Genomic DNA, 18202 nt, shown 5'->3' with positions numbered 1-18202 from the left:
CATTCGGCCACTTCAGGGTACCCAGCCCTTATGAGCCCAGACGTCGATCTCACCCTTGCCACCCGCGGCCGGCATGCCCTGCGCGACCGGCTCCTCGCCCTCGACTCGCGGCTGTTCGAGTTCGCGGCGGAGCGGAACTGGCCGTTTGCCGAGCGGGTCCTGCCGAGGCTGAGCCGGAGCGCGAACCACGGGGTGCTGTGGTTCGCGACGGCCGCCGTGCTCGCCGCGAGCCGCACGCCTCGGGCCCGCCGGGCGGCGGCCCGGGGCCTGGCCTCGCTCAGCCTGGCCTCGCTGACCATCAACACCCTCGGCAAGCGGTCGGTGCGCCGCCCCCGCCCGACCCTGGACCCCGTGCCGCTGGTCCGGCAGCTCAAGCGGCAGCCGATCACCACCTCGTTCCCGTCCGGTCACTCCGCTTCGGCGGCCGCCTTCGCGACGGGTGTCGCCCTGGAGTCGCCCGCCTGGGGCATGGCGGTGGCCCCGGTCGCCTGGTCGGTGGCGCTGTCCCGCGTGTACACCGGCGTCCACTTCCCGAGCGACGTGCTGGCGGGCGCGGCCCTGGGCGCGGGTGCCGCGTTCGCCGTACGGGGCATGGTGCCGACGCGTGACCGGCTGGTCCCGCCGGCCCGGCCCCGTACGGACGTCCCCGCCCTGCCGGACGGGGAGGGCCTGGTCATGGTGGCCAACAAGGCGTCGGGCACCGCCGACCGGGTGCACGCCCTGCTGGACATGCTGCCGCGCGCCGAGCTCGTCGAGTGCGAACCGGCCGACACCGGCGCCGAGTTGCGGAAGGCGGCGACCCGCGCCCGGGTGCTCGGCGTGTGCGGCGGCGACGGCACGGTGAACGCGGCGGCGGAGGTGGCGCTCCGGCACGGTCTGCCCCTCGCGGTGCTGCCCGGCGGCACGTTGAACCACTTCGCCCTCGACCTGGGCGTGGAGGACGAACGCGATCTGAGCCGGGCGGTGCGGCGCGGTGAGGCCGTGCGCGTGGACGTGGGCCGGTTCACCTGCGACGGACGGCAGGGCCTGTTCCTCAACACGTGCAGCCTGGGCGTGTATCCGGAGCTGGTACGCGAGCGGGACGGCTTCTCGCCCAGGGTCGGCGCCTGGCCGGCCGGGGTGCTGGCGGCCTTGCGCGTCCTGCGCCGCGAACGCCACCCGCTGCACGCCGAAGTCGCCGGCCGCGCCCACCCGTTGTGGCTGCTGTTCGCCGGGAACGGCACCTACCACCGGGTGGGCCTCGCCCCCGCCCGGCGCCTGGACCTCGCGGACGGCGTACTCGACGTACGGGTCGTGCACGGCGGCCGCCGCCCCGCCCTGCGGCTGCTCGCGGCCGCCCTCGCGGGGCCGCTGACCCGCTCTCCGGCCCACGCGGCGGTCCAGGTGGGCCGGCTGCGGCTGTCGGGGGTGACGCCGGGCGCGCTGCTCGCGTACGACGGTGAAGTCACCGAGGTGGGGGGCGAGGTGACGCTGGAGAAACTGCCGGAGGCGCTGACGGTCTACCGTCCGCTGCCCGGCTCCTGATCAGCCCGAGGGCAGCCGGCGCCTGGGCGGGGCCGACGCACCTCCGTCCGTCCGGATACTGAAACGCATATCTCAGCATGCGACATGCGGACGTACGGTGTCGCGTACCGCCCGGCGGGGCCGTGCGCCCCGCGATCCGGCACGACGACACGAGGGGAACGGCCATGTCGAAGGCACAGGAGACCGCCGTCTACACGCACGGGCACCACGAGTCCGTGCTGCGTTCGCACACCTGGCGCACCGCGGCCAACTCCGCGGCCCATCTGCTCGGCTCGCTGAAGCCGCACATGAGGGTGCTGGACGTCGGCTGCGGTCCCGGCACGATCACCGCCGACCTCGCGGCCCTGGTCCCCGACGGGCACGTCACCGGTGTCGACCGGGCGCCGGAGATCCTGGAGCAGGCCCGGGCCACGGCCGCCGGGCGCGGTCTGACGAACGTCGACTTCGCGGTGGCGGACGTGCACGCCCTGGACTTCCCGGACGACACGTTCTGCGTCGTCCACGCCCACCAGGTGCTGCAGCACGTCGGTGATCCGGTCGGGGCGCTGCGCGAGATGAAGCGGGTGACCAGGCCGGGTGGCCTCGTCGCGGTCCGCGACTCGGACTACGCGGCCATGACCTGGTACCCGGCGTCCCCGGGGATGGACGCCTGGCTGGACCTGTACCGCCGCGTCGCCCGCGCCAACGGCGGGGAGCCGGACGCCGGACGCCGCCTGAAGTCCTGGGCGCTGGAGGCCGGGCTCACGGACATCACGGCCGGCTCGAGCACCTGGACGTTCTCGACGCCGGACGAGCGGGCCTGGTGGAGCGGCCTGTGGGCGGACCGCACGCTGGCCTCGGCGTATGCCGAGCGGGCCATCGGGGGCGGACACGCGAGCGCGGAGCGGTTGCGGGCCGTGTCGGACGCCTGGCGGGAGTGGGGCCGCCAGGAGGACGGCTGGTTCAGCGTGCTCCACGGGGAGATTCTGTGCCGGAAAGACGCCTGAATCGCGCTTTTCTGGAAACCCGGCGAGCAGGAGGTCGAAAACTATGGTTCCTATTCTGCTCGTGCTGCTTCTGGCTCTGATTCTGTTCGGTGCCGGATTCGCGCTGGAGGCGTTGTGGTGGATCGCGATCGCGGTTCTCGTGGTGTGGCTCCTGGGTTTCCTGCTGCGTGGCACGACCGCGGCGGGAGGCAGGGGTCGCTGGTATCGGTGGTGAGAAATCCGGTGAGACTCGACTCTCGACAGTGAGTGACTGATTCACTCACGAGTGATTGATTCACTCCCGGGGAAGCAGTGGCCCCAGCGGCCCGAGGTCCAGATTCAGGTCCTCGGGCCGCAGTCCGTAGCGCTCGCGCAGCTCGGTCATCCGGTCGTCGAGCAGCATCAGCGTGAGCCCGATCCGCTCCTCCTGCTCCTCGCTCAGACCACCCTCGTCGAAGCGGCGCAGCGCCTGGCGTTCCATGAGCTGGCGCAGCAACTCCACGACGGTCAGGACGAGCTTGACGAGGTCGCGTTCCACGGTGTCGGGGTCGAGGTCGAGCCGGTTGCGCTGTGACGACACGTCAGTCCCCCCAGGGCGACGGAACCTGCTCGTTGACGGAGCTGATCAGTGCGTTCAGGTCGATGCGGACGAGGTCGACGTCCGCGATGCGCAAAGTGATGTCCCCCGTGACGACCACCCCGCCGGCCAGCAGCCGGTCGAGCAGGTCAACGAGGGCGATCTCACGGCGTTCCACGACGGTCACGGCCCCTCCTCCGTCCGCTCCTGCTCGAACTCCCCCGTGAAGGAATAGGCCGCCCAGGGCCCGGTGAGTTCCACCCGGATTCCCGGAGCGTCGTCCTTCTCCCGGTCCACCAGTTCCACGAATTCCTCGGAATCCGAGCGCGGCACCAGATAGGCGGCGTTGAGCATGTTCTGTCCGGCCGCGCCGGAAAGCGCGGCGCTCTGCGGGGCGTGCAGCCGGGAATCCTCGGCGAACGCGGAAAGCGTTTCGTGCAGGCGCCCGGCGAACGCGGCGGCATTCTGCCACACGTCCTCGCGGGCCCGTGTCTGCGTACGGCGCCGTCGCAGATAGTCCCGGCCCGACATGGGCTTCGCCTCCGTCGTGGAGCCCTCCGCGGACGCGGCGGGCTCTACGGACTCCTCGGACTCCGCGGGCCTCATGTCGGCGTACACCTTGACGCCCCACTCCACCCGTCCCTCGAGCCGGTCGAGGACGCGCCGGAAGTCCTCCTCGCGGGCCTCCATCATGCTCCGTACGCCGCTGTCGTCCCGGAAGACGGTGGCGAGCCGCAGCGGCAGCGGCGTGGTGACGACGGTGAGGGCGTCGATGACCTGCTGGTGGGCGCGGGCCGTCGCGGTGAGCCAGTCCAGGTCCTCCAGGTGGGCGCGGAGCGGCTCCTCGGCGAAGTCCGCCTCGGGCACCGTACTGACGACGGCGACCAGGCCGCGGTGGGTGAGCTGTTTCGGCGGTGCCCCGGCCACCCCCGTCAGCTGGACCTGGAGGGGCGAGCGAAAGGGGTGGCAGACGGCGTAGACGTAGCGCAGTCCGGTCATGAGGTCTCCTCCTGTCGCCGGGCCGGCTCCAGCTGGGCCAGGCGCTCGCGCAACTCGGCGTTCTCCCGGGCGAGTTCGTCGCGGCGGGCGCGGGAGGACAACGCCGGGTCGTCCTCCCACCAGTCGATGCCCATCTCCTTCGCCTTGTCGACCGAGGCGACGATGAGGCGCAGCTTGATCGTGAGGAGTTCGATGTCGAGCAGGTTGATCCGGATGTCGCCCGCGATGACCACGCCCTTGTCGAGCACCCGCTCCAGGATGTCGGCGAGGTTGGCGCCCCCGTTGTGGCCGTAGGGGTCGGGCAGCCGACTGGGCGTCGTCATCGGCGGCTCCCGCCACCGGCGTACTCGGCCTCGACCTCGGGCTCCTCATCCTCGTACGCGTCCTCGCTCTCGCCCTCGCTCTCGTACGCGTCCTCCGGTTCCTCCGCGTCCTCGTCCGTGTACTCCCCGTTCTCGTCCTCGGCGTCGTCCTCCTCCGCGACCGCGTCGTCATGGCTGCGGACGACCTCGCCGTCGCGGATCTCGCCGCGCCAGCCGTCCTCCACCTCTGGCTTGAGGGTGATGAAGCGGACGTAGTTCTTGAGGTCGAGGCGAGCACGGCGGCCCTGGGCGCGCCAGAGGTTGCCGGTCCTCTCGAAGAGGCCCTTGGGGTAGTACTCGACGACCAGCAGGACGCGGGTGAGGTTGTCGGCGAGCCGGTGGAAGGAGACGACGCCCTTCGTGGTGCCCTTCGCGCCCTCCGACGTCCACGCGATGCGGTCGTCGGGCCGCTGCTCGGTTGTGTGCGCCGTCCAGCTCCGGTTGGACCAGAAGACCTTCAGCTGCCAGTCGGAGCTCGTGTCGTCGGCGCGGCTCGCGCTCTTGACGCCCTTCGCGAAGGTGCTGAAGTCCTGGTACCGGGTCCACTGGTCGTACGCGGTGCGCAGCGGGACGCCGACGTCGACGTACTCGATGATGACGGTCGGCTTGCCGCCCGCACCGCCCTTGCCCTTGCCGCCGCCGAGGTTCTTGAACGCGTCGGTGACGTTGTCCTTGGCGCGTGCGGCGCCGAGCTCCAGCGCGCTGCGCAGCGGTCCCTTGCCCTCGGCGAGCTTGCGGCCGCCGTCGAGGGCGAGCTGGGCGAGGCCGGGGCTGCGGCCCTCGGCCATGTCGGTCAACTTGACCGTGGCCTCGCCGAGTTTGCGGCCGGCGCCGGTCAGCAGCCGGGTGGCCTGGGCGGCGAGGTACTCCCGCAGTTCGGCCTTGAGCCGGTCGGCGGCCTCGCTGCGGGCCACGCCGGCGAGCGGTCCGGTGGCCCCGCCAGCCGCGGAGGTCGCGGAGGTCGCGGAACCGAGTGTCTCGGTCATCGCTCGTCACCGCCCTTCGGCAGCCGGGTCCGCGCGCTGCGGGCGGCCCCGCGCGCCGCGGTCGTCTTCTTGCCGGCGGGCTTCCGGTCCGCCGCCTTCTTGGCCGCCGTCTTCTGGGCAGCCGTCCTCTTGGCAGCCGCCTTCTTGGTCGGCGTCCTCTTTGCGGCCGGCTTCTTCTCAGCCGCCTTCTTCGCCGTCGGCTTGCCGGCGGCGTCCCTCTTGGCGGGTGCCTTCTTCGCTGCGTCCTTCTTCGCCGGAGCCTTCTTCGCCGCCTTGCGAGGCGGCTCCTCCTCGGCCCCTTCGGCCCCCTCGTCGTCCGCACCGCGATCCGTCTGCGGAGCCACCCCGGCCAACTGGTCACGCACCTGCGCGGTACGTTCGTGCAGCCGGTCGGCGAGCGCGTCGAGCCGCCGCTCGACCATGGCGCCCGAGGCGGCCGTGCCCACACCGCGCAGGTCCTCGCGGAGCTGGTCCCCGATCTCCTTGAACTGCGGGTTGTTCCGCAGTTGCCGGGACACCAGGTCCGCGAGCGCCCGCGGGCTCAGGCGCATCCGCCTGCCGGCCACCAGGGTGCCGACGGCGAACGCCAGTTTCATCTTCTTCGCGCGTCCGAGGACGTATCCGGCCCCTACCGCGAGGCCCAGTCCCACTCTGTTCATCGTGCCGTCCCCTCGCCTGCCCGTGCCGTGCGCGCAAGGCCGGTCTCCAGCCGGTCGAGGAGCTCGTCCTCCAGGCGGTCGAACTCCTCCTCGGTGATCTCACCCGCGGACAACCTCTCCTCCAGCGCGGCCAGTTCGCCGCGCACGGCGGCCGGGTCGTAGTAGAGGCGCTCCGCCTCCTGCAAGACCTGTCTGATCACCCATGCGCTGCCGCGCACCGGGGCGAACGGCAGCAGCAGTACCTCTCCGATCAGTCCCACGGCCTCACTCCTCCACGCTCTCCGCGCTCTCCGCGCTCTCCGCGCTCTCCGCGCCGATCGTGGTGCCCGCGGGCCCGGCGGGGCCGGGCTCGACGAAGCTGTACGGCGGCAGCGGGCCGTTCACCCGCAGGTCGAGGTGCGGATGGCCCTTGCGGAGCTGCTCCACGGCGGTGAGGAACGTCTCGACCTCGTCGCGGTCCACCAGGAAGGACACGTTGGCGAGCCAGCCGGTGGACTCGGGGCCCACGCTGACCGCGGCCGCGGCCGGTTCCAGGGTGTGCTGGACGTCGGTCGCGTCCTCGGCCTCCTGCGCCTTGACCGCGGCGACCACCATCTCGCCGAGCCTCAGCCGCTCCTCGTAGGAGCCGCCGCCGGCCTGCCGGTTGGCCTCCGTCATGGCCCGGATCTCCGGGTTGCCGGCCATCACTCGGTGCAGGACGGCCTCCTCGACGTGGGTGGCCTTGACGTTGTACTCCACCTTGCCGTCCAGGGTCCGCAGGCGCTCCTGGTAATGCTCCGCGCGTTCGGCGAGCACCGAGGTGACCGCGTCGTCGTCGGGCGCGACGCTGCCGAACCGCATGGGCAGCACACAGCCGTTCGCCCCGGCCTCGGCGAGCACGTTCGAGTGGGCGAGCAGCTCCTTGCGCTTGGGACGCAGCCCTTCGGGGGCGTCGCTGACCAGCGCGGCCAGTCCGCCCTCCTTCAGTACGCGCACGGGGCGCGGCGGGTCGCCGACGCCATCGAAGTCCTTGGGCAGGGCGGGATGCGAGCTCGCGGTGATGCCGTACACGTACGTGCTCACTCCTGCTCCTCCTTCCTGCGCGCCGAGGTGGACTTGCGGGCGCGCGGCTTGGGCTCGCTCTCGCCCTCCTCACGCGCCTGCTTGAAGGCGTCGGAGATGGTCTGGGCGGCGCCGGACAGCGCCCCCTTGGACTTGCCGCGCGCGCCGGACTCGGTGATCTCGCCGACCATGTCGGGCAGGCCCGGGCTCTTGCGCGGACCGGCCTCCAGGTCGAGCCGGTTGCACGCCTCGGCGAAGCGGAGATAGGTGTCGACGCTGGCGACGACGACCCGTACGTCGATCTTCAGGATCTCGATGCCGACGAGGGAGACCCGCACGAACGCGTCGATGACCAGCCCCCTGTCGAGGACGAGTTCCAGGACGTCGTAGAGGCCGCTGCTGCCGCCTCCGCCTCCGGTCTGCTGTGCCGGGACTACGGTCATGCCGACCGTTCCTCCTTGTCTGGGGATGGTGTGACGGGCGTGGGCGGGCGGCCTACCGGCCGCCCGGCCGGTGTGCGTCGGACCGTCCGCGTTCGTAGCGGCGGACCCGGCGGTAGCCGGTGAGCTGCCCCTGGGGGTCGAGTTCCACCTGGTAGCTCGCCAGCAGGCTCATCGTGTCGGGGACACGGGCCAGCTCCAGGACCTCGATCTCCAGCACCCAGCCGTCCTCGGTCTGTTCGAACGAGGACACCGTCTCCGCGGCCTTGCCGGTGAGCTCGGCGAGCTGGGCGCGCGCCTGGCGCAGCACTTCCATGGGGGTCGGGTTGTCGTCCGCCCCGCCCTGTCGGTTTCTGGACGTTTTGGGGGTGTTCTGTGAATCAGTCATGGGCGCCTCCAACGGCGAGTGGCCCGACAGGCGTTGGCCAAACCCATGAGTTCGCGTGTTTCAGCCACGCAGTGCCTCGAGCCGGCGCCGCGCGGGCCCCAGGGCACGGGCGCGGCCCATCACTCCCGCCCAGGGGTTGGCGCGGGCCTGTTCGACGGCGTCGGCGATGGTCCAGCGGCGGGCGTCGAGGGCGGGGTCGTCCAGGTCGTCCCAGGTCAGGGGCGTGGCGACGGGCGCCCCTGGCCGGGCCCGGACGGTGAACGGGGCGACCGCGGTCTGGGCGTAGGCGTTGCGCTGCACGTCCAGGTAGAGGCGGTCGCCGCGGTCCTTCTTGCGGGCGGCGGTGGTGAGCCGGTCCGGGTGGGCGTCGGCGAGGGTGTCGGCGACGTCGCGGGCGAAGGCGCGCACCTCGTCGAAGTCCTGCCGCCCGGTGAGCGGCACGACGATGTGCAGTCCGCGCGAGCCGGTGGTCATCGGCGCCGACGGCAGCTTCAGCGCGTCGAGCAGTTCGCCGAGGAGTCCGGCAGCCTCCCTCACCTGCCCGAAGTCGTCCTCGGCCGGGTCCAGGTCGAAGACCAGGCGGTCGGGCCGGTCGAGGTGAGCGGTGCGCGACAGCCAGCGGTGCAGGGTGAGGCAGGCCTGGTCGGCGAGGTGGACGAGGGTGGCCGTGTCGTCGCAGACCGTGTGGCAGACGGTGCCGTCCTCCTTGGGCACCTCGACGCGGGTGATCCAGTCCGGGTAGTGCTCCGGGGTGTTCTTCTGCATGAACGTCGGTCCGTCGACGCCGTCGGGGTGCCGCTCCAGCATCAGCGGGCGGCCCCGCAGGTGCGGCAGCATGAACGGGGCGACGGACCGGTAGTAGTCGACGAGATCGCCCTTGGTGTACTCCTTCGCGCCCCCGTCCCCGTCCCCGTCCCCGTCCCCGTCCCCGGGAAAGAGCACCTTGTCGACGCGTTTGACCTCGACCGTACGGCGACCCGCCCGCACCTTCCTGGTGCCGCCGTCACCGGTCATCGGACGACCGCCTCCTCCACCAGCAGCTTCCCCGCGGCGGCGATGGCCGCGGCGTCGATGCCGGCGGCGTGCAGCTGCTCGTCCGGGGACGCCGAGCCCGGCATCATGCGGACGGCGAGCCGCACCAGGCGCGGTACCGGGCGCCCGTCGAGGAACGCGTCGAGGACGGCGTCGCCGATGCCGCCCTCCTCGTGGTGGTCCTCCACAGTGAGCAGGCAGCCGGTCTCCTCGGCGGCCCGGCGCAGCGTCTCCCGGTCGACGGGCTTGACCGAGTACAGGTCGACGACCCTGACCTGGATGCCGTCGCGGTCCAGGGCGTCGGCGGCGGCGAGTGCCTCGTGCACGGTGACGCCGGCCGCGACGACGGTCAGCCGGTCGCGGTCACTGGAGCGCAGCACCTTGCTGCCGCCGACCGGGAACTCCTCGTCGGGGCCGTAGATGACCGGGCTGCCGCCGCGCGAGGTGCGCAGATAGCGGATGCCGTCGAGGCCGGCCATGGCGGCGACGAGTGCCGCGGTCTGGTTGGCGTCGCAGGGGTACAGCACGGTCGAGCCGTGTACGGCCCGCATCATCGCCAGGTCCTCCAGGCCCATCTGGCTGGGCCCGTCCTGTCCGATGGCGACGCCGGCGTGCGAGCCGACGAGGTTGATGCCGGCGCCGCTGACCGACGCCATGCGCACGAAGTCGTGGGCGCGGGTCAGGAAGGCGGCGAAGGTGGAGGCGTACGGCACCCAGCCGCGCGTCGAGAGCCCCACCGCGGCGGCGACCATCTGCTGCTCGGCGATGTAGCACTCGAAGAACCGGTCGGGGTGTTCCTTGGCGAAGAACTCGGCGCGGGTGGAGTCGCTGACCTCGCCGTCGAGGGCGACCACGTCGGACCGCATGGTGCCGAGGGCGGCGAGCGCCTCACCGTAGGCGTTGCGCGTGGCCACCTCCTCCCCCTTCTCCCAGTGGGGCGGTTCGAGGTTCCCGGTGTGCACGGCGTGCAGCATGCGGGCGGCGGGCGGTTCATGGACGCTGACGCGGATGTCGCGCGGCCCGCCGAGCTCGGCGATCGCCTCCTCGGGTTCCGGCAGCGGCTTCCCGTGCAGTCCCTCCCGGTCCTGTACGGCCTCGACGCCCTTGCCCTTGAGGGTGCGGGCGAGGATGACGGTGGGCTGCCCGGTGGTGGACCTGGCCTCGCCGTACGCCCGGTCGATGGCGTCCACGTCATGGCCGTCCACCTCGACGGTGTGCCAGCCGAAGGCCTGGAAGCGGCGGGCGTAGGCGTCGAGGTCGTGACCGTGCCGGGTCGGTCCGCGCTGGCCGAGCCGGTTCACGTCGACGATCGCGGTGAGGTTGTCCAGATGCTCGTACGCCGCGTGCTCGGCCGCCTCCCACACGGAGCCCTCGGCGAGCTCGCTGTCCCCGCACAGCACCCACACCCGGTACCCGCTGCGGTCCAGCCGCTTCCCGGCCAGCGCGATCCCCACTGCGATCGGCAGGCCCTGCCCGAGCGATCCGGTCGCCGTCTCCACCCACGGCAGCCGGCGCGGTGTGGGGTGCCCTTCGAGACGGCTGCCGATCTTGCGGAAGGTGACCAGTTCACCGTCCTCGATGGCACCCGCCGCCTTGTAGGCGGCGTACAGCAGGGGCGAGGCGTGTCCCTTGGAGAGCACGAAGCGGTCGTTGGCGGGGTGGGCGGGCCGCTCGAAGTCGTAGCAGAGGTGGTTGGCGAGGAGTACGGCCGTCAGATCGGCGGCGGACATCGACGACGTCGGATGCCCCGACCCCGCGGCGGCCGAGGCCCGCACGCTGTCCACCCGCAACTGCTGGGCGAGCTCGACGAGTTCGGCGGTGTTCATGTGTCTCCTTCCGAGGGGTTGCGGGATCGGGATCGGGACGCGGGGCTCGCGGGGGCGCCGCGGCGTGGCTCGTGACCCGCTGAGCGAGTCGGCCGCTTCACGGGGCCGGGGGGTTCGGGATGCTTGGTGGCGTCGGGGTCCTGGACGGCGTCGGGACGCCGAACGGAAGCCGGGGCGCCGGAGCGCTTGCCCTTGGCGGACTCACCGCCGCTCTTTGGCTGCTCCTCGCCCTCGCCCTTGTCGTCGCCCTTGCCCTTGCCCTCGCCCTTGCCCTCGCCCTTGTCGTCGCCCTTGCCCCGCTCGGCCGCCCCCTTCTGCGAACCGTTCGGCATCCGCACCAGCTCCGGCGACGCGGTGTCCAGCGGTACCGACCACGACCGTACGAGCCCCAACTGCACGGCCTGGCGCGGCAGTACGGCGTCCAGGATCCAGTCGGCGGCGACGCGGACCCGGTTGCCGGGCATCGCGGCGAGGTGGTAGCCGCGGGTGACCGCGCCCGCCGCCACGCCGGACAGCGGCACGCCGAGCGGGTTGGCGGCCGCCTTGACGCCGCCCAGGTCCACGACGAAGCCCATGTCGCGGTGCCGGTAGGCACGCCGCTCCCCGAACCCCAGGGACGCGGCGACGTTCTGGGCGACGGTCCTGCCCTGCCGCCAGGCGTGCTGGGCGGTCATCGGCGTGTACTGTCCGGGCTTCTCCAGGTCGGGCACGGCGGCCGCGTCCCCGGCGGCGAACAGCTCGGGCCGGCCCGGCACCTGAAGGTGCGGGTCGACGAGCAGACGGCCCCGCTCCAGGGGCAGTTCGAGGGACTCGGCGAGCGGATCGGGCCGTACGCCGACGCACCACACCAGCGTGCGGGTGTCGACGAACTCGCCGTCGGTCAGCAGGACACCCTCGTGCGTGGCCTCCTTCACGGAGGTGCCCATCCGCACGTCCACGCCCCGCTGCCGCAGCACCCGGTCGGCGGTGCGCGACAGCCTCTCGTCCAGTTCGGGCAGGACGCGGTCGGCGATGTCGAGCAGCAGCCAGCGCGGCCGCATGCCGGACCGCATGGGGTGCTTGCGCACCTGGGCGTCGGTGAACAACTGGCCCTGCGCGGCGACCTCCGTACCGGTGTATCCGGCGCCCACCACGACGAACGTGCAGCGCGCCGAGCAGCTCTCCGGGTCGTCGGCGGCGGCCGCCAGTTCCACCTGCCGGGTCACGTGATCGCGCAGGTACAGCGCCTCGGGAAGACCGCGGAAGCCGTGCGCGTGCTCGGCGACACCGGGGATGGGCAGCAGCTTGTTGACGCTGCCCGCGGCGAGGATCAGCCGGTCGAAGGGCAGGGTCCCGGCATCGCCCTCGGGCCCGGTGTAGTGCACGGTGTGCCCGTCGAGGTCGATGCCGTCGGCCTCGCCCAGCACCAGCCGTACCCGGGGCAGGGTGCCGGAGAGCGAGACGGTCACCCGGCGGGGTTCCAGGATGCCGGCGGCGACCTGGGGCAGCAGGGGCAGGTACAGGAAGTAGTCGGTCGGGTTCAGCAGGGTGATCTCGGCACGGTGCCGGGTGAGCCGGGACAGCGTGCGGGCCGCACGGTACCCGGCGAATCCGGCGCCGACGATCACGATGCGGGGTCGACTCACGGTTGGCCTCCGACGTTCTTGATGGCTCGTTTCGCCCACGGGCGTCTTCAGCCCGGTGTCGCTCACCTCGGTTCGGGAGCCTTCCGCGTCCCCCTGGTCGGGGCCGCCAAACGTCGGCCCGGACAGCGCCGCCTTCCGGCAGGTAGAACCGGCCGGACCGGTTTCCCGCCGGGCCGCCGGGTACCCGGACGGCGACCGTCCCCGCCGCCGTCGCGGCAGTTCCGGAGGTGCCCCCCATGCCCGAATACGGCTACTTCCTGGCGACCGAGGAGTTCCGTCCCGCCGATCTCGTCGAGCAGGCGAGGATGGCCGAGCAGGCCGGATTCCAGTCCTTGTGGATCTCGGACCACTACCACCCGTGGAACGACGCGCAGGGCGAGAGCCCCTTCGTGTGGTCGGTGATCGGTGCGATCTCGGAGGCGGTGTCGCTGCCCATCGAGACGGCCGTGACCTGCCCGACCGTGCGGATCCATCCGGCGGTGGTGGCGCAGGCGGCGGCGACCTGCGCGGTGATGACGAACGGCCGCTTCCGGCTCGGCGTCGGCTCCGGCGAGGCCCTGAACGAGCACATCCTCGGCCATGTGTGGCCGCCCGCGAGCGTCCGCCTGGAGATGCTGGAGGAGGCGATCCTGATCATGCGCCGGCTGTTCTCCGGCGAGGAGATCAGCCACTACGGCAGCCACTACCGGGTGGAGAACGCCCGCCTCTACACGGTCCCCGACGAGCCGGTCCAGATCGACATCTCCGGCTTCGGACCGGCGGCGACGGCTCTGGCGGCCCGGGTCGGCGACGGCTACATCACGATGACGCCGGACGAGGAGCTGGTGACGCAGTTCCGCAAGGGCGGCGGGCACGGCAAGCCGGTCATGGGCGGCACGAAGGTCTGCTACGGCGCCGACCGTGACGAGGCCGTGCGCACGGTGCGCCGGCTGTGGTCCAACCAGCTGCTGCCCGGCGAGATGGGCCAGATCCTGCCCTCGCCCCGCCACTTCGAGCAGCTGGAACCGCTGGTCACCGAGCAGATGGTGAGCGAGAACACGGTGTGCGGGGACGACGTCGAGGAGCACGTCGGCGCGCTCGACGCCTTCGCCGAGGCGGGCTTCGACCGGATCTACGTCAACCAGATCGGCCCCGACCAGCGCGGCTTCTTCGACTTCTACCGCACGAAGGTGCTGCCGCAGCTCCAGCGGTGACGAGGGGCGGGCCTGGGCGAATGAACCTGGGCCGACGGCACGCTGTCCTGGAACGCCACGACGGTGGTGATCGTCGAGGTGACGGCGGGCGACGCGACCGGCACCGGCCGGCTGGGCGTACGGCCCGGCGGCGATCGGCGACTGGGCGGCACGATCACCCCGGCCCAGGGCATCGGCCACGGCCTGACGCTACGGGCGGAGGAGGTCCAGGAGTACCGGGTCGGCTAGCGACGGGTCAGACGGGTCAGCCGTCGCGCGGCCAGAACGCCGGCACCGAGCGTGAGGGCCTGCCCCATCCTGCCGCGATTGCGGGAGAACCACTGTTGCGGGCTCCTCGGCCGGGACTCCTCGTCGAAGCGGCCATGCGCCCCGAAGTCCCGCCCGTGCGGTCCGTCCGCTGGCGTCCACAGATTGCCCGGTCCCGTGGGCTCGCCCTCGTCCTGCTGCGCGTCGAAGCCGGTCCGCGCCAGGTACCGGTCCAGGAACCCGGGGGCGACCGCGTTGGCGACCAGCGTCGCCGCCGTGGCGCCCCCCACCCAGTACTCCCTGCGTCGCGCGTGCCCGGCGGCGTGCACGATCGCCCGCGCCGCCACCTCCGGCTGGTACACGGGCGCCACCGGACGGACCCGTCCCGGCAGCCGGTTCAACACCCAGTCGAACTGCGGGGTGTTGACGGCCGGCAACTGCACCATCGTCGTCCGCACCCGGCTCCCGTCGCGGAGCAGCTCGCAGCGCAACGACTCGTTGAACCCCTGGATGGCGTGCTTGGCCCCGCAGTACGCCGACTGCAGCGGAATGCCCCGGTAGGCGAGCGCGGACCCGACCTGCACGATGGTGCCCCGGTCGCGCGGCAGCATGTGACGCAGGGCGGCGCGGGTGCCGAAGACATAGCCCAGGTACGTCACTTCGGTCACCCGCCGGAACTCCTCCGGGGTGACCTCGGTGAACGGCGCGTAGATCCCGGCGAAGGCGTTGTTCACCCAGACGTCGATGTGCCCGAACGCCTCGACGACCTGCTGGGCCGCGTTGTCGACGGCCTTGGCGTCGGCCATGTCCACGCTGACGACCAAGGCCTCGCCTCCGGCCCGCTGCACCTCGTCCGCCGCGCCGGCCAGGCCCTCGCGCCCCCGGGCCAGCAGGGCGACCCGGTCGCCGCGCGCGGCGAAGGCGCGGGCCGTGGCCCGGCCCACGCCGCCGCTGGCCCCGGTGACCACCACGGCCCTGCCGCGCCCGGGCGGGTTCCCCTTCCACGGTCTGCGCACGGGTGTCACGCCCGGTGGTGCGGCCGCTCGGGGTTGATGTCGTCAGGGCCCGGCGGCTGTGCCCCGGGCGGCATCGGCGGGTACGGCACGCCGAGCCCGCTCGGCGGGGAGCCCGGCGCGGTGCCGCCGACGACGCGGTCGGGCGCGGTGACCGCCCCGGCCCGATGCTCCGGCGTCGGCCGCGAAGCCGACGGACGCGCCGCGCCACGCAGCACGTACGCCGCCACGCCGAGGATCGCCGCGGTGATCAGCGCCGCGGCCCAGTCCGGCAGCCCTGCCGCGAGGCCCAGCCCCAGGGCGAGCGCGAGGGAGGCGCCCGCGTACAGGGCGACGGCGCCGGACGCGGCGTACAGCATGGCCCTGCGGCGCTGCCTGCGCGTCTGTTCGCGCAGCTCGTCACGTACCGTCTCGCGCGCCACCTGCGCCAGCTCGTCGACCAGGTGCTTGTCGAGATGCTCAAGGTGATCCAAGCGGTCCATGGCCGCCGAGTACCCGTACACGCGTACGCATAACGGTGAGTGAGGGGATCGCGTGAAACGATCTCCCTCTCCGGCCGCCCCCAACTAGGCTTCTCGCATGGAGATTCTGGGAGCCACGCTGCGCGTGTGCGTCGACGACCTGGAGGCCGCGGTCCCCTTCTACGAACGCCTCGCGGGCGGCACCGCCCTCCGCTTCGAACGCGGTGGCGTGCAGGTGGCGGCGATCGGCTGCTTCCTGCTGATGAGCGGTCCGCAGGCGGAGCTGGAGGTCCTGCGCAAGGTCGCGGCGACGATCGCCGTCAAGGACGTCGAGGAGACCCATCAGGTGCTCAGCGAGCTGGGTGCCCATATCATCGCGGGCCCGGTCCCGACGCCGGCGGGCCGCAATCTGATCGCCATGCATCCGGACGGGGCGGTGTACGAGTACGTGGACCGCCAGGCTGGATGACGAGGATCAGGCGGAGCTCCGCATCTCGACGGTGACGGCCCACCGCTCATGGTCGCGCCAGGCGCCGTCGACGTAGAGCATGTTCGGCGAGAAGCCCTCCAGGCGGAAGCCGCAGGCGCGGGCGAGGGCGATCGAGGCGGTGTTGGCGGGCTGCACGTTGATCTCCAGCCGGTGCAGCCGCATCGGTCCGAAGGCGTGCCCGATCACCAGGTCGAGGCCCTCCCGCATCAGGCCGCGCCCGGCGGCGTGGGCGAAGGCGCCGTAGCCGAGGGCGCCGCTCCGGAAGGCGCCCTCGACGATGTTGTTGATGTTGATGAACCCGGCGATGCCCCCGCCGTCGTCCTTCGCGCAGACCAGGAACCCCGCCTTGGCCGGATCCTCGATCAGCCGCCCGGCGTAGGCGGCGTACGCCGCGGCGCCGTCCGGCGGGAACAGCCACGGGTGGTGCAGCTCCTTGCTCTCCCGGGCGCGCGCGGTGAACTCGGCGCCGTCGTCGTAGGTGAAGTGACGTATGCCCACGCGGGGGCCTTCGGCGAGATAGCGGGTCGCGGGGTGCGGCATTGCGCCAGCCTACGACGGCCACCGGTTTCGCCGGACCTCCGCGGGGTTCAGCCGATCACCGGCAGCCGGAGCACCCCCGTGTCCCCCGGCGCACTGACCACCGTGACCGGCTTGATCCCGCGGTTCCCGAAGTAGGCGTCGTCGCTCGCCGCGATCACGAACCGCAGCCGGTGCCCCTTGTCGTACCGGTGCACGATCCCCGGCAGGGTCACGGTGAAGCGCTGCGTGACATCGGGCACCCGCACCGGCGCGACCAGCCGGCGCACCAGCGTCTGCGTGCCGTCCGGCGCGACGTCGTACAGCTTGGCGAACAGGACGAGCTTGTCGGCGGCGTCCTGGGAGTGCTGGGTCCGCTCGGCCTTCGGGGAGACGACCTTCAGCGTGGCCCGGGGGGCGCCCACGACATCCGTCGTGCGTGCGAGCGGCTCGCTGGTCCAGCCGAGGTAGGTGCCTTTCGTGTCGTAGGGCGCCGGGTCCGGCATCCCGAGCATCCCCGACAGCGAGCTCTCCGAATGGCTCGTGGACACCGGCCAGTTGGTGTACGTACGGCTGCCGCGTGCCACCTTGGCGCGGTTGTCGACGAGTTTGCCGTCGCCGGAGAGGTAGAACGTCCGGCTGAGCGCGGGGACGCGGTCGGCGGTGGCGTAGGTGCTGTCCGGGTCGGTGATCCAGTCGCGGTAGTAGGCGAAGGCCGGCCCGGTGTCGACGTCGTTCTCGCGGAGGTGGCGGTCGAACCAGGCGAGGATGCGCCGGCCGACGTAGCTGGTCTCCAGGTTGCCGCGGTCCAGGTCGAGTTCACCGGCGGCCGGGCCGGTGAGGCCGCCGCTGTGGCCCCAGGACTGCCAGATCATCTTCGTCGGTGTCCCCTGGGCTTTGAGGGTCTTGTACGTCGCCGTCGCCTCGTTGAGGTTGAAGAGGCTGTCGGCCTGGCCCTGGACGAGGAGGGTGGGTGCCTTGACGCGGCTCAGGTACGACACCGGGGAGACGCTGTGCGCGTAGGCGAGCAGTTCGGCGGTCTCCTTCGCCGGGTAGCGGCCGGAGTTGAGGGTGCGGACGGTTCGGCAGGCCTTGGTGACGAAGTGCAGGCAGGCGAGGGAGTTGACGCGGGACGGGTCGAGGCTCGGTTCCAGCAGGGGCTGGCCCTCGCCGATGAGGTAGAAGGCGTTCGCCCACTGCCATTTGAAGGCGCCGGGCACGCCGCCGCCGCCCACCGCGTTGTTCGGGTCGAGGGAGTACGCCAGGTCGTTCCAGGTGATCATCGGCACCAGCGCGTCGAGGCGCCGGTCGACGGCCGCCGTGGCCAACTGGATGGCCCCGCCGTAGGAGCCGCCGACCATGCCGACGCGCGGGTCGCCGGGGGTGTCGAGGGTGACGAAGTCGGTCCTGGTGCCGTCGTCGGCGGTGCGCCTGCCGCCCAGGAAGTCGATCAGTTGCGAGGCGGCGGCACCGTCGATGCCCGGGTCGTCGAGCGAGATCAGACAGCCGGACCTGCCGAAGCCGAGCCCGGAGTAGACGAGCGAGACGTATCCACGCTGGGCGAACGCCTTGCCGATGGCGTCGGTGGAGCCGTCGGACTTGCTGCCGCCGAAGCCGTTGGTGGCGAGGACGGCGGGCGCCGGGTGGGCGCGGTCCACGCCCGCGGGCCGGTACAGGTCGGCGTCGACGGTGCAGCTACGGCCGCCCGCCTGGACGGTGAACCGCAGGGCGGTGACGGTGAACCGGCCGGTCGCGGCGGCCGGAGCGGGGAGGGCGAGGGGTGCGGTGAGGGCGGCGCCGAGGAGGAGGGCGAGAGGGGCTCGGAATCTGGGCACACGACGGGACACTGAGACCTCCAC

The 18202-nt window shown here is 72.3% G+C and carries 23 protein-coding genes; 6 read left to right on the top strand and 17 right to left on the bottom strand.

The features are described from left to right. The first annotated feature begins 30 nt into the window (after positions 1 to 30). The 3 genes from ABZ078_RS01995 to ABZ078_RS01985 all read left to right on the top strand — a co-directional run bounded on the left by ABZ078_RS01995 (position 31) and on the right by ABZ078_RS01985 (position 2724). A complete protein-coding gene (locus ABZ078_RS01995; RefSeq protein WP_356570656.1) occupies positions 31 to 1524 on the top strand; it encodes a phosphatase PAP2 family protein in 1494 nt (497 codons plus the stop codon). Between the two features lie 164 nt (positions 1525 to 1688). Continuing rightward, positions 1689 to 2510 carry a methyltransferase domain-containing protein gene (locus ABZ078_RS01990; protein WP_356570654.1) on the top strand — a complete coding sequence of 274 codons (822 nt, stop codon included), beginning with the start codon at positions 1689 to 1691 and terminating at the stop codon, positions 2508 to 2510. A gap of 43 nt (positions 2511 to 2553) precedes the next feature. Further along, on the top strand, positions 2554 to 2724 hold the full coding sequence (locus ABZ078_RS01985) for a hydrophobic protein (RefSeq protein ID WP_356570652.1): 171 nt from the start codon (positions 2554 to 2556) through the stop codon (positions 2722 to 2724). 60 nt (positions 2725 to 2784) lie between these two features. Here ABZ078_RS01985 and ABZ078_RS01980 read toward each other — a convergent pair whose 3' ends face one another. From ABZ078_RS01980 to ABZ078_RS01920, 13 genes are read right to left on the bottom strand one after another with little or no spacing between them, the layout of a single operon-like run. Beyond that, positions 2785 to 3069 (bottom strand): gas vesicle protein K, encoded by a 285-nt coding sequence (locus ABZ078_RS01980; protein ID WP_356570650.1) that lies wholly within the window; start codon positions 3067 to 3069, stop codon positions 2785 to 2787. 1 nt (position 3070) lies between these two features. Next, positions 3071 to 3253 carry a gas vesicle protein gene (locus ABZ078_RS01975; protein ID WP_356570648.1) on the bottom strand — a complete coding sequence of 61 codons (183 nt, stop codon included), beginning with the start codon at positions 3251 to 3253 and terminating at the stop codon, positions 3071 to 3073. After that, complete coding sequence (locus ABZ078_RS01970) at positions 3250 to 4065, bottom strand: GvpL/GvpF family gas vesicle protein (RefSeq protein WP_356570647.1); 816 nt, start codon at positions 4063 to 4065, stop codon at positions 3250 to 3252. The genes ABZ078_RS01975 and ABZ078_RS01970 overlap by 4 nt, the downstream gene beginning before the upstream one ends. Next, the gene (locus ABZ078_RS01965) at positions 4062 to 4388 is read right to left on the bottom strand and encodes a gas vesicle protein (protein WP_356570645.1); all 327 of its coding nucleotides are present in this window, start codon (positions 4386 to 4388) and stop codon (positions 4062 to 4064) included. The genes ABZ078_RS01970 and ABZ078_RS01965 overlap by 4 nt, the downstream gene beginning before the upstream one ends. Continuing rightward, positions 4385 to 5413 carry an SRPBCC family protein gene (locus tag ABZ078_RS01960; protein WP_356570643.1) on the bottom strand — a complete coding sequence of 343 codons (1029 nt, stop codon included), beginning with the start codon at positions 5411 to 5413 and terminating at the stop codon, positions 4385 to 4387. The genes ABZ078_RS01965 and ABZ078_RS01960 overlap by 4 nt, the downstream gene beginning before the upstream one ends. After that, the gene (locus tag ABZ078_RS01955) at positions 5410 to 6072 is read right to left on the bottom strand and encodes a DNA primase (RefSeq protein ID WP_356570641.1); all 663 of its coding nucleotides are present in this window, start codon (positions 6070 to 6072) and stop codon (positions 5410 to 5412) included. The genes ABZ078_RS01960 and ABZ078_RS01955 overlap by 4 nt, the downstream gene beginning before the upstream one ends. Then, the gene (locus tag ABZ078_RS01950) at positions 6069 to 6332 is read right to left on the bottom strand and encodes a gas vesicle protein GvpG (protein WP_356570639.1); all 264 of its coding nucleotides are present in this window, start codon (positions 6330 to 6332) and stop codon (positions 6069 to 6071) included. The genes ABZ078_RS01955 and ABZ078_RS01950 overlap by 4 nt, the downstream gene beginning before the upstream one ends. Positions 6333 to 6336: 4 nt before the next feature. Beyond that, positions 6337 to 7134: a GvpL/GvpF family gas vesicle protein gene (locus ABZ078_RS01945; RefSeq protein WP_356570637.1), complete on the bottom strand. Its 798-nt coding sequence runs from the start codon at positions 7132 to 7134 to the stop codon at positions 6337 to 6339. Then, positions 7131 to 7556: a gas vesicle structural protein GvpA gene (locus ABZ078_RS01940; RefSeq protein WP_356570635.1), complete on the bottom strand. Its 426-nt coding sequence runs from the start codon at positions 7554 to 7556 to the stop codon at positions 7131 to 7133. Before ABZ078_RS01940 ends, ABZ078_RS01945 begins: the two co-directional genes overlap by 4 nt. A 52-nt stretch (positions 7557 to 7608) precedes the next feature. Beyond that, positions 7609 to 7941: a gas vesicle protein gene (locus ABZ078_RS01935; RefSeq protein ID WP_356570633.1), complete on the bottom strand. Its 333-nt coding sequence runs from the start codon at positions 7939 to 7941 to the stop codon at positions 7609 to 7611. Positions 7942 to 8001: 60 nt separating this feature from the next. Beyond that, on the bottom strand, positions 8002 to 8955 hold the full coding sequence (gene ligD / locus ABZ078_RS01930) for a non-homologous end-joining DNA ligase (protein WP_356570631.1): 954 nt from the start codon (positions 8953 to 8955) through the stop codon (positions 8002 to 8004). Beyond that, the gene (locus tag ABZ078_RS01925) at positions 8952 to 10799 is read right to left on the bottom strand and encodes a transketolase (protein ID WP_356570629.1); all 1848 of its coding nucleotides are present in this window, start codon (positions 10797 to 10799) and stop codon (positions 8952 to 8954) included. The genes ligD and ABZ078_RS01925 overlap by 4 nt, the downstream gene beginning before the upstream one ends. Further along, complete coding sequence (locus ABZ078_RS01920) at positions 10796 to 12424, bottom strand: FAD-dependent oxidoreductase (RefSeq protein ID WP_356570627.1); 1629 nt, start codon at positions 12422 to 12424, stop codon at positions 10796 to 10798. Before ABZ078_RS01920 ends, ABZ078_RS01925 begins: the two co-directional genes overlap by 4 nt. Before the next feature lie 236 nt (positions 12425 to 12660). Here ABZ078_RS01920 and ABZ078_RS01915 point away from each other — a divergent pair, with 236 nt between their 5' ends. Beyond that, the gene (locus ABZ078_RS01915) at positions 12661 to 13617 is read left to right on the top strand and encodes an LLM class F420-dependent oxidoreductase (RefSeq protein WP_356570625.1); all 957 of its coding nucleotides are present in this window, start codon (positions 12661 to 12663) and stop codon (positions 13615 to 13617) included. Between the two features lie 63 nt (positions 13618 to 13680). Continuing rightward, positions 13681 to 13845 carry a hypothetical protein gene (locus tag ABZ078_RS01910; RefSeq protein WP_356570623.1) on the top strand — a complete coding sequence of 55 codons (165 nt, stop codon included), beginning with the start codon at positions 13681 to 13683 and terminating at the stop codon, positions 13843 to 13845. Here ABZ078_RS01910 and ABZ078_RS01905 read toward each other — a convergent pair. Beyond that, on the bottom strand, positions 13842 to 14879 hold the full coding sequence (locus tag ABZ078_RS01905; RefSeq protein WP_356570621.1) for an SDR family oxidoreductase: 1038 nt from the start codon (positions 14877 to 14879) through the stop codon (positions 13842 to 13844). The two genes, ABZ078_RS01910 and ABZ078_RS01905, sit on opposite strands and share 4 nt — an antisense overlap. Positions 14880 to 14884: 5 nt before the next feature. Continuing rightward, complete coding sequence (locus ABZ078_RS01900; RefSeq protein WP_356570619.1) at positions 14885 to 15358, bottom strand: phage holin family protein; 474 nt, start codon at positions 15356 to 15358, stop codon at positions 14885 to 14887. 97 nt (positions 15359 to 15455) lie between these two features. Here ABZ078_RS01900 and ABZ078_RS01895 point away from each other — a divergent pair, with 97 nt between their 5' ends. Beyond that, complete coding sequence (locus tag ABZ078_RS01895) at positions 15456 to 15806, top strand: VOC family protein (RefSeq protein ID WP_356570617.1); 351 nt, start codon at positions 15456 to 15458, stop codon at positions 15804 to 15806. Positions 15807 to 15812: 6 nt separating this feature from the next. On the opposite strand, the gene ABZ078_RS01890 is transcribed toward ABZ078_RS01895, so the two are convergent. Continuing rightward, positions 15813 to 16367: a GNAT family protein gene (locus ABZ078_RS01890; protein WP_356570616.1), complete on the bottom strand. Its 555-nt coding sequence runs from the start codon at positions 16365 to 16367 to the stop codon at positions 15813 to 15815. A gap of 47 nt (positions 16368 to 16414) precedes the next feature. Beyond that, the gene (locus ABZ078_RS01885; RefSeq protein WP_356570614.1) at positions 16415 to 18202 is read right to left on the bottom strand and encodes a CocE/NonD family hydrolase; all 1788 of its coding nucleotides are present in this window, start codon (positions 18200 to 18202) and stop codon (positions 16415 to 16417) included.

The sequence above is a fragment of the Streptomyces sp. NPDC006385 genome, from assembly GCF_040612485.1.
In the GTDB taxonomy this organism is placed as follows: Bacteria; Actinomycetota; Actinomycetes; order Streptomycetales; family Streptomycetaceae; genus Streptomyces.
Note: the sequence above shows the minus strand (reverse complement) of the source record. Positions and strands in the feature narration are given on the sequence as shown.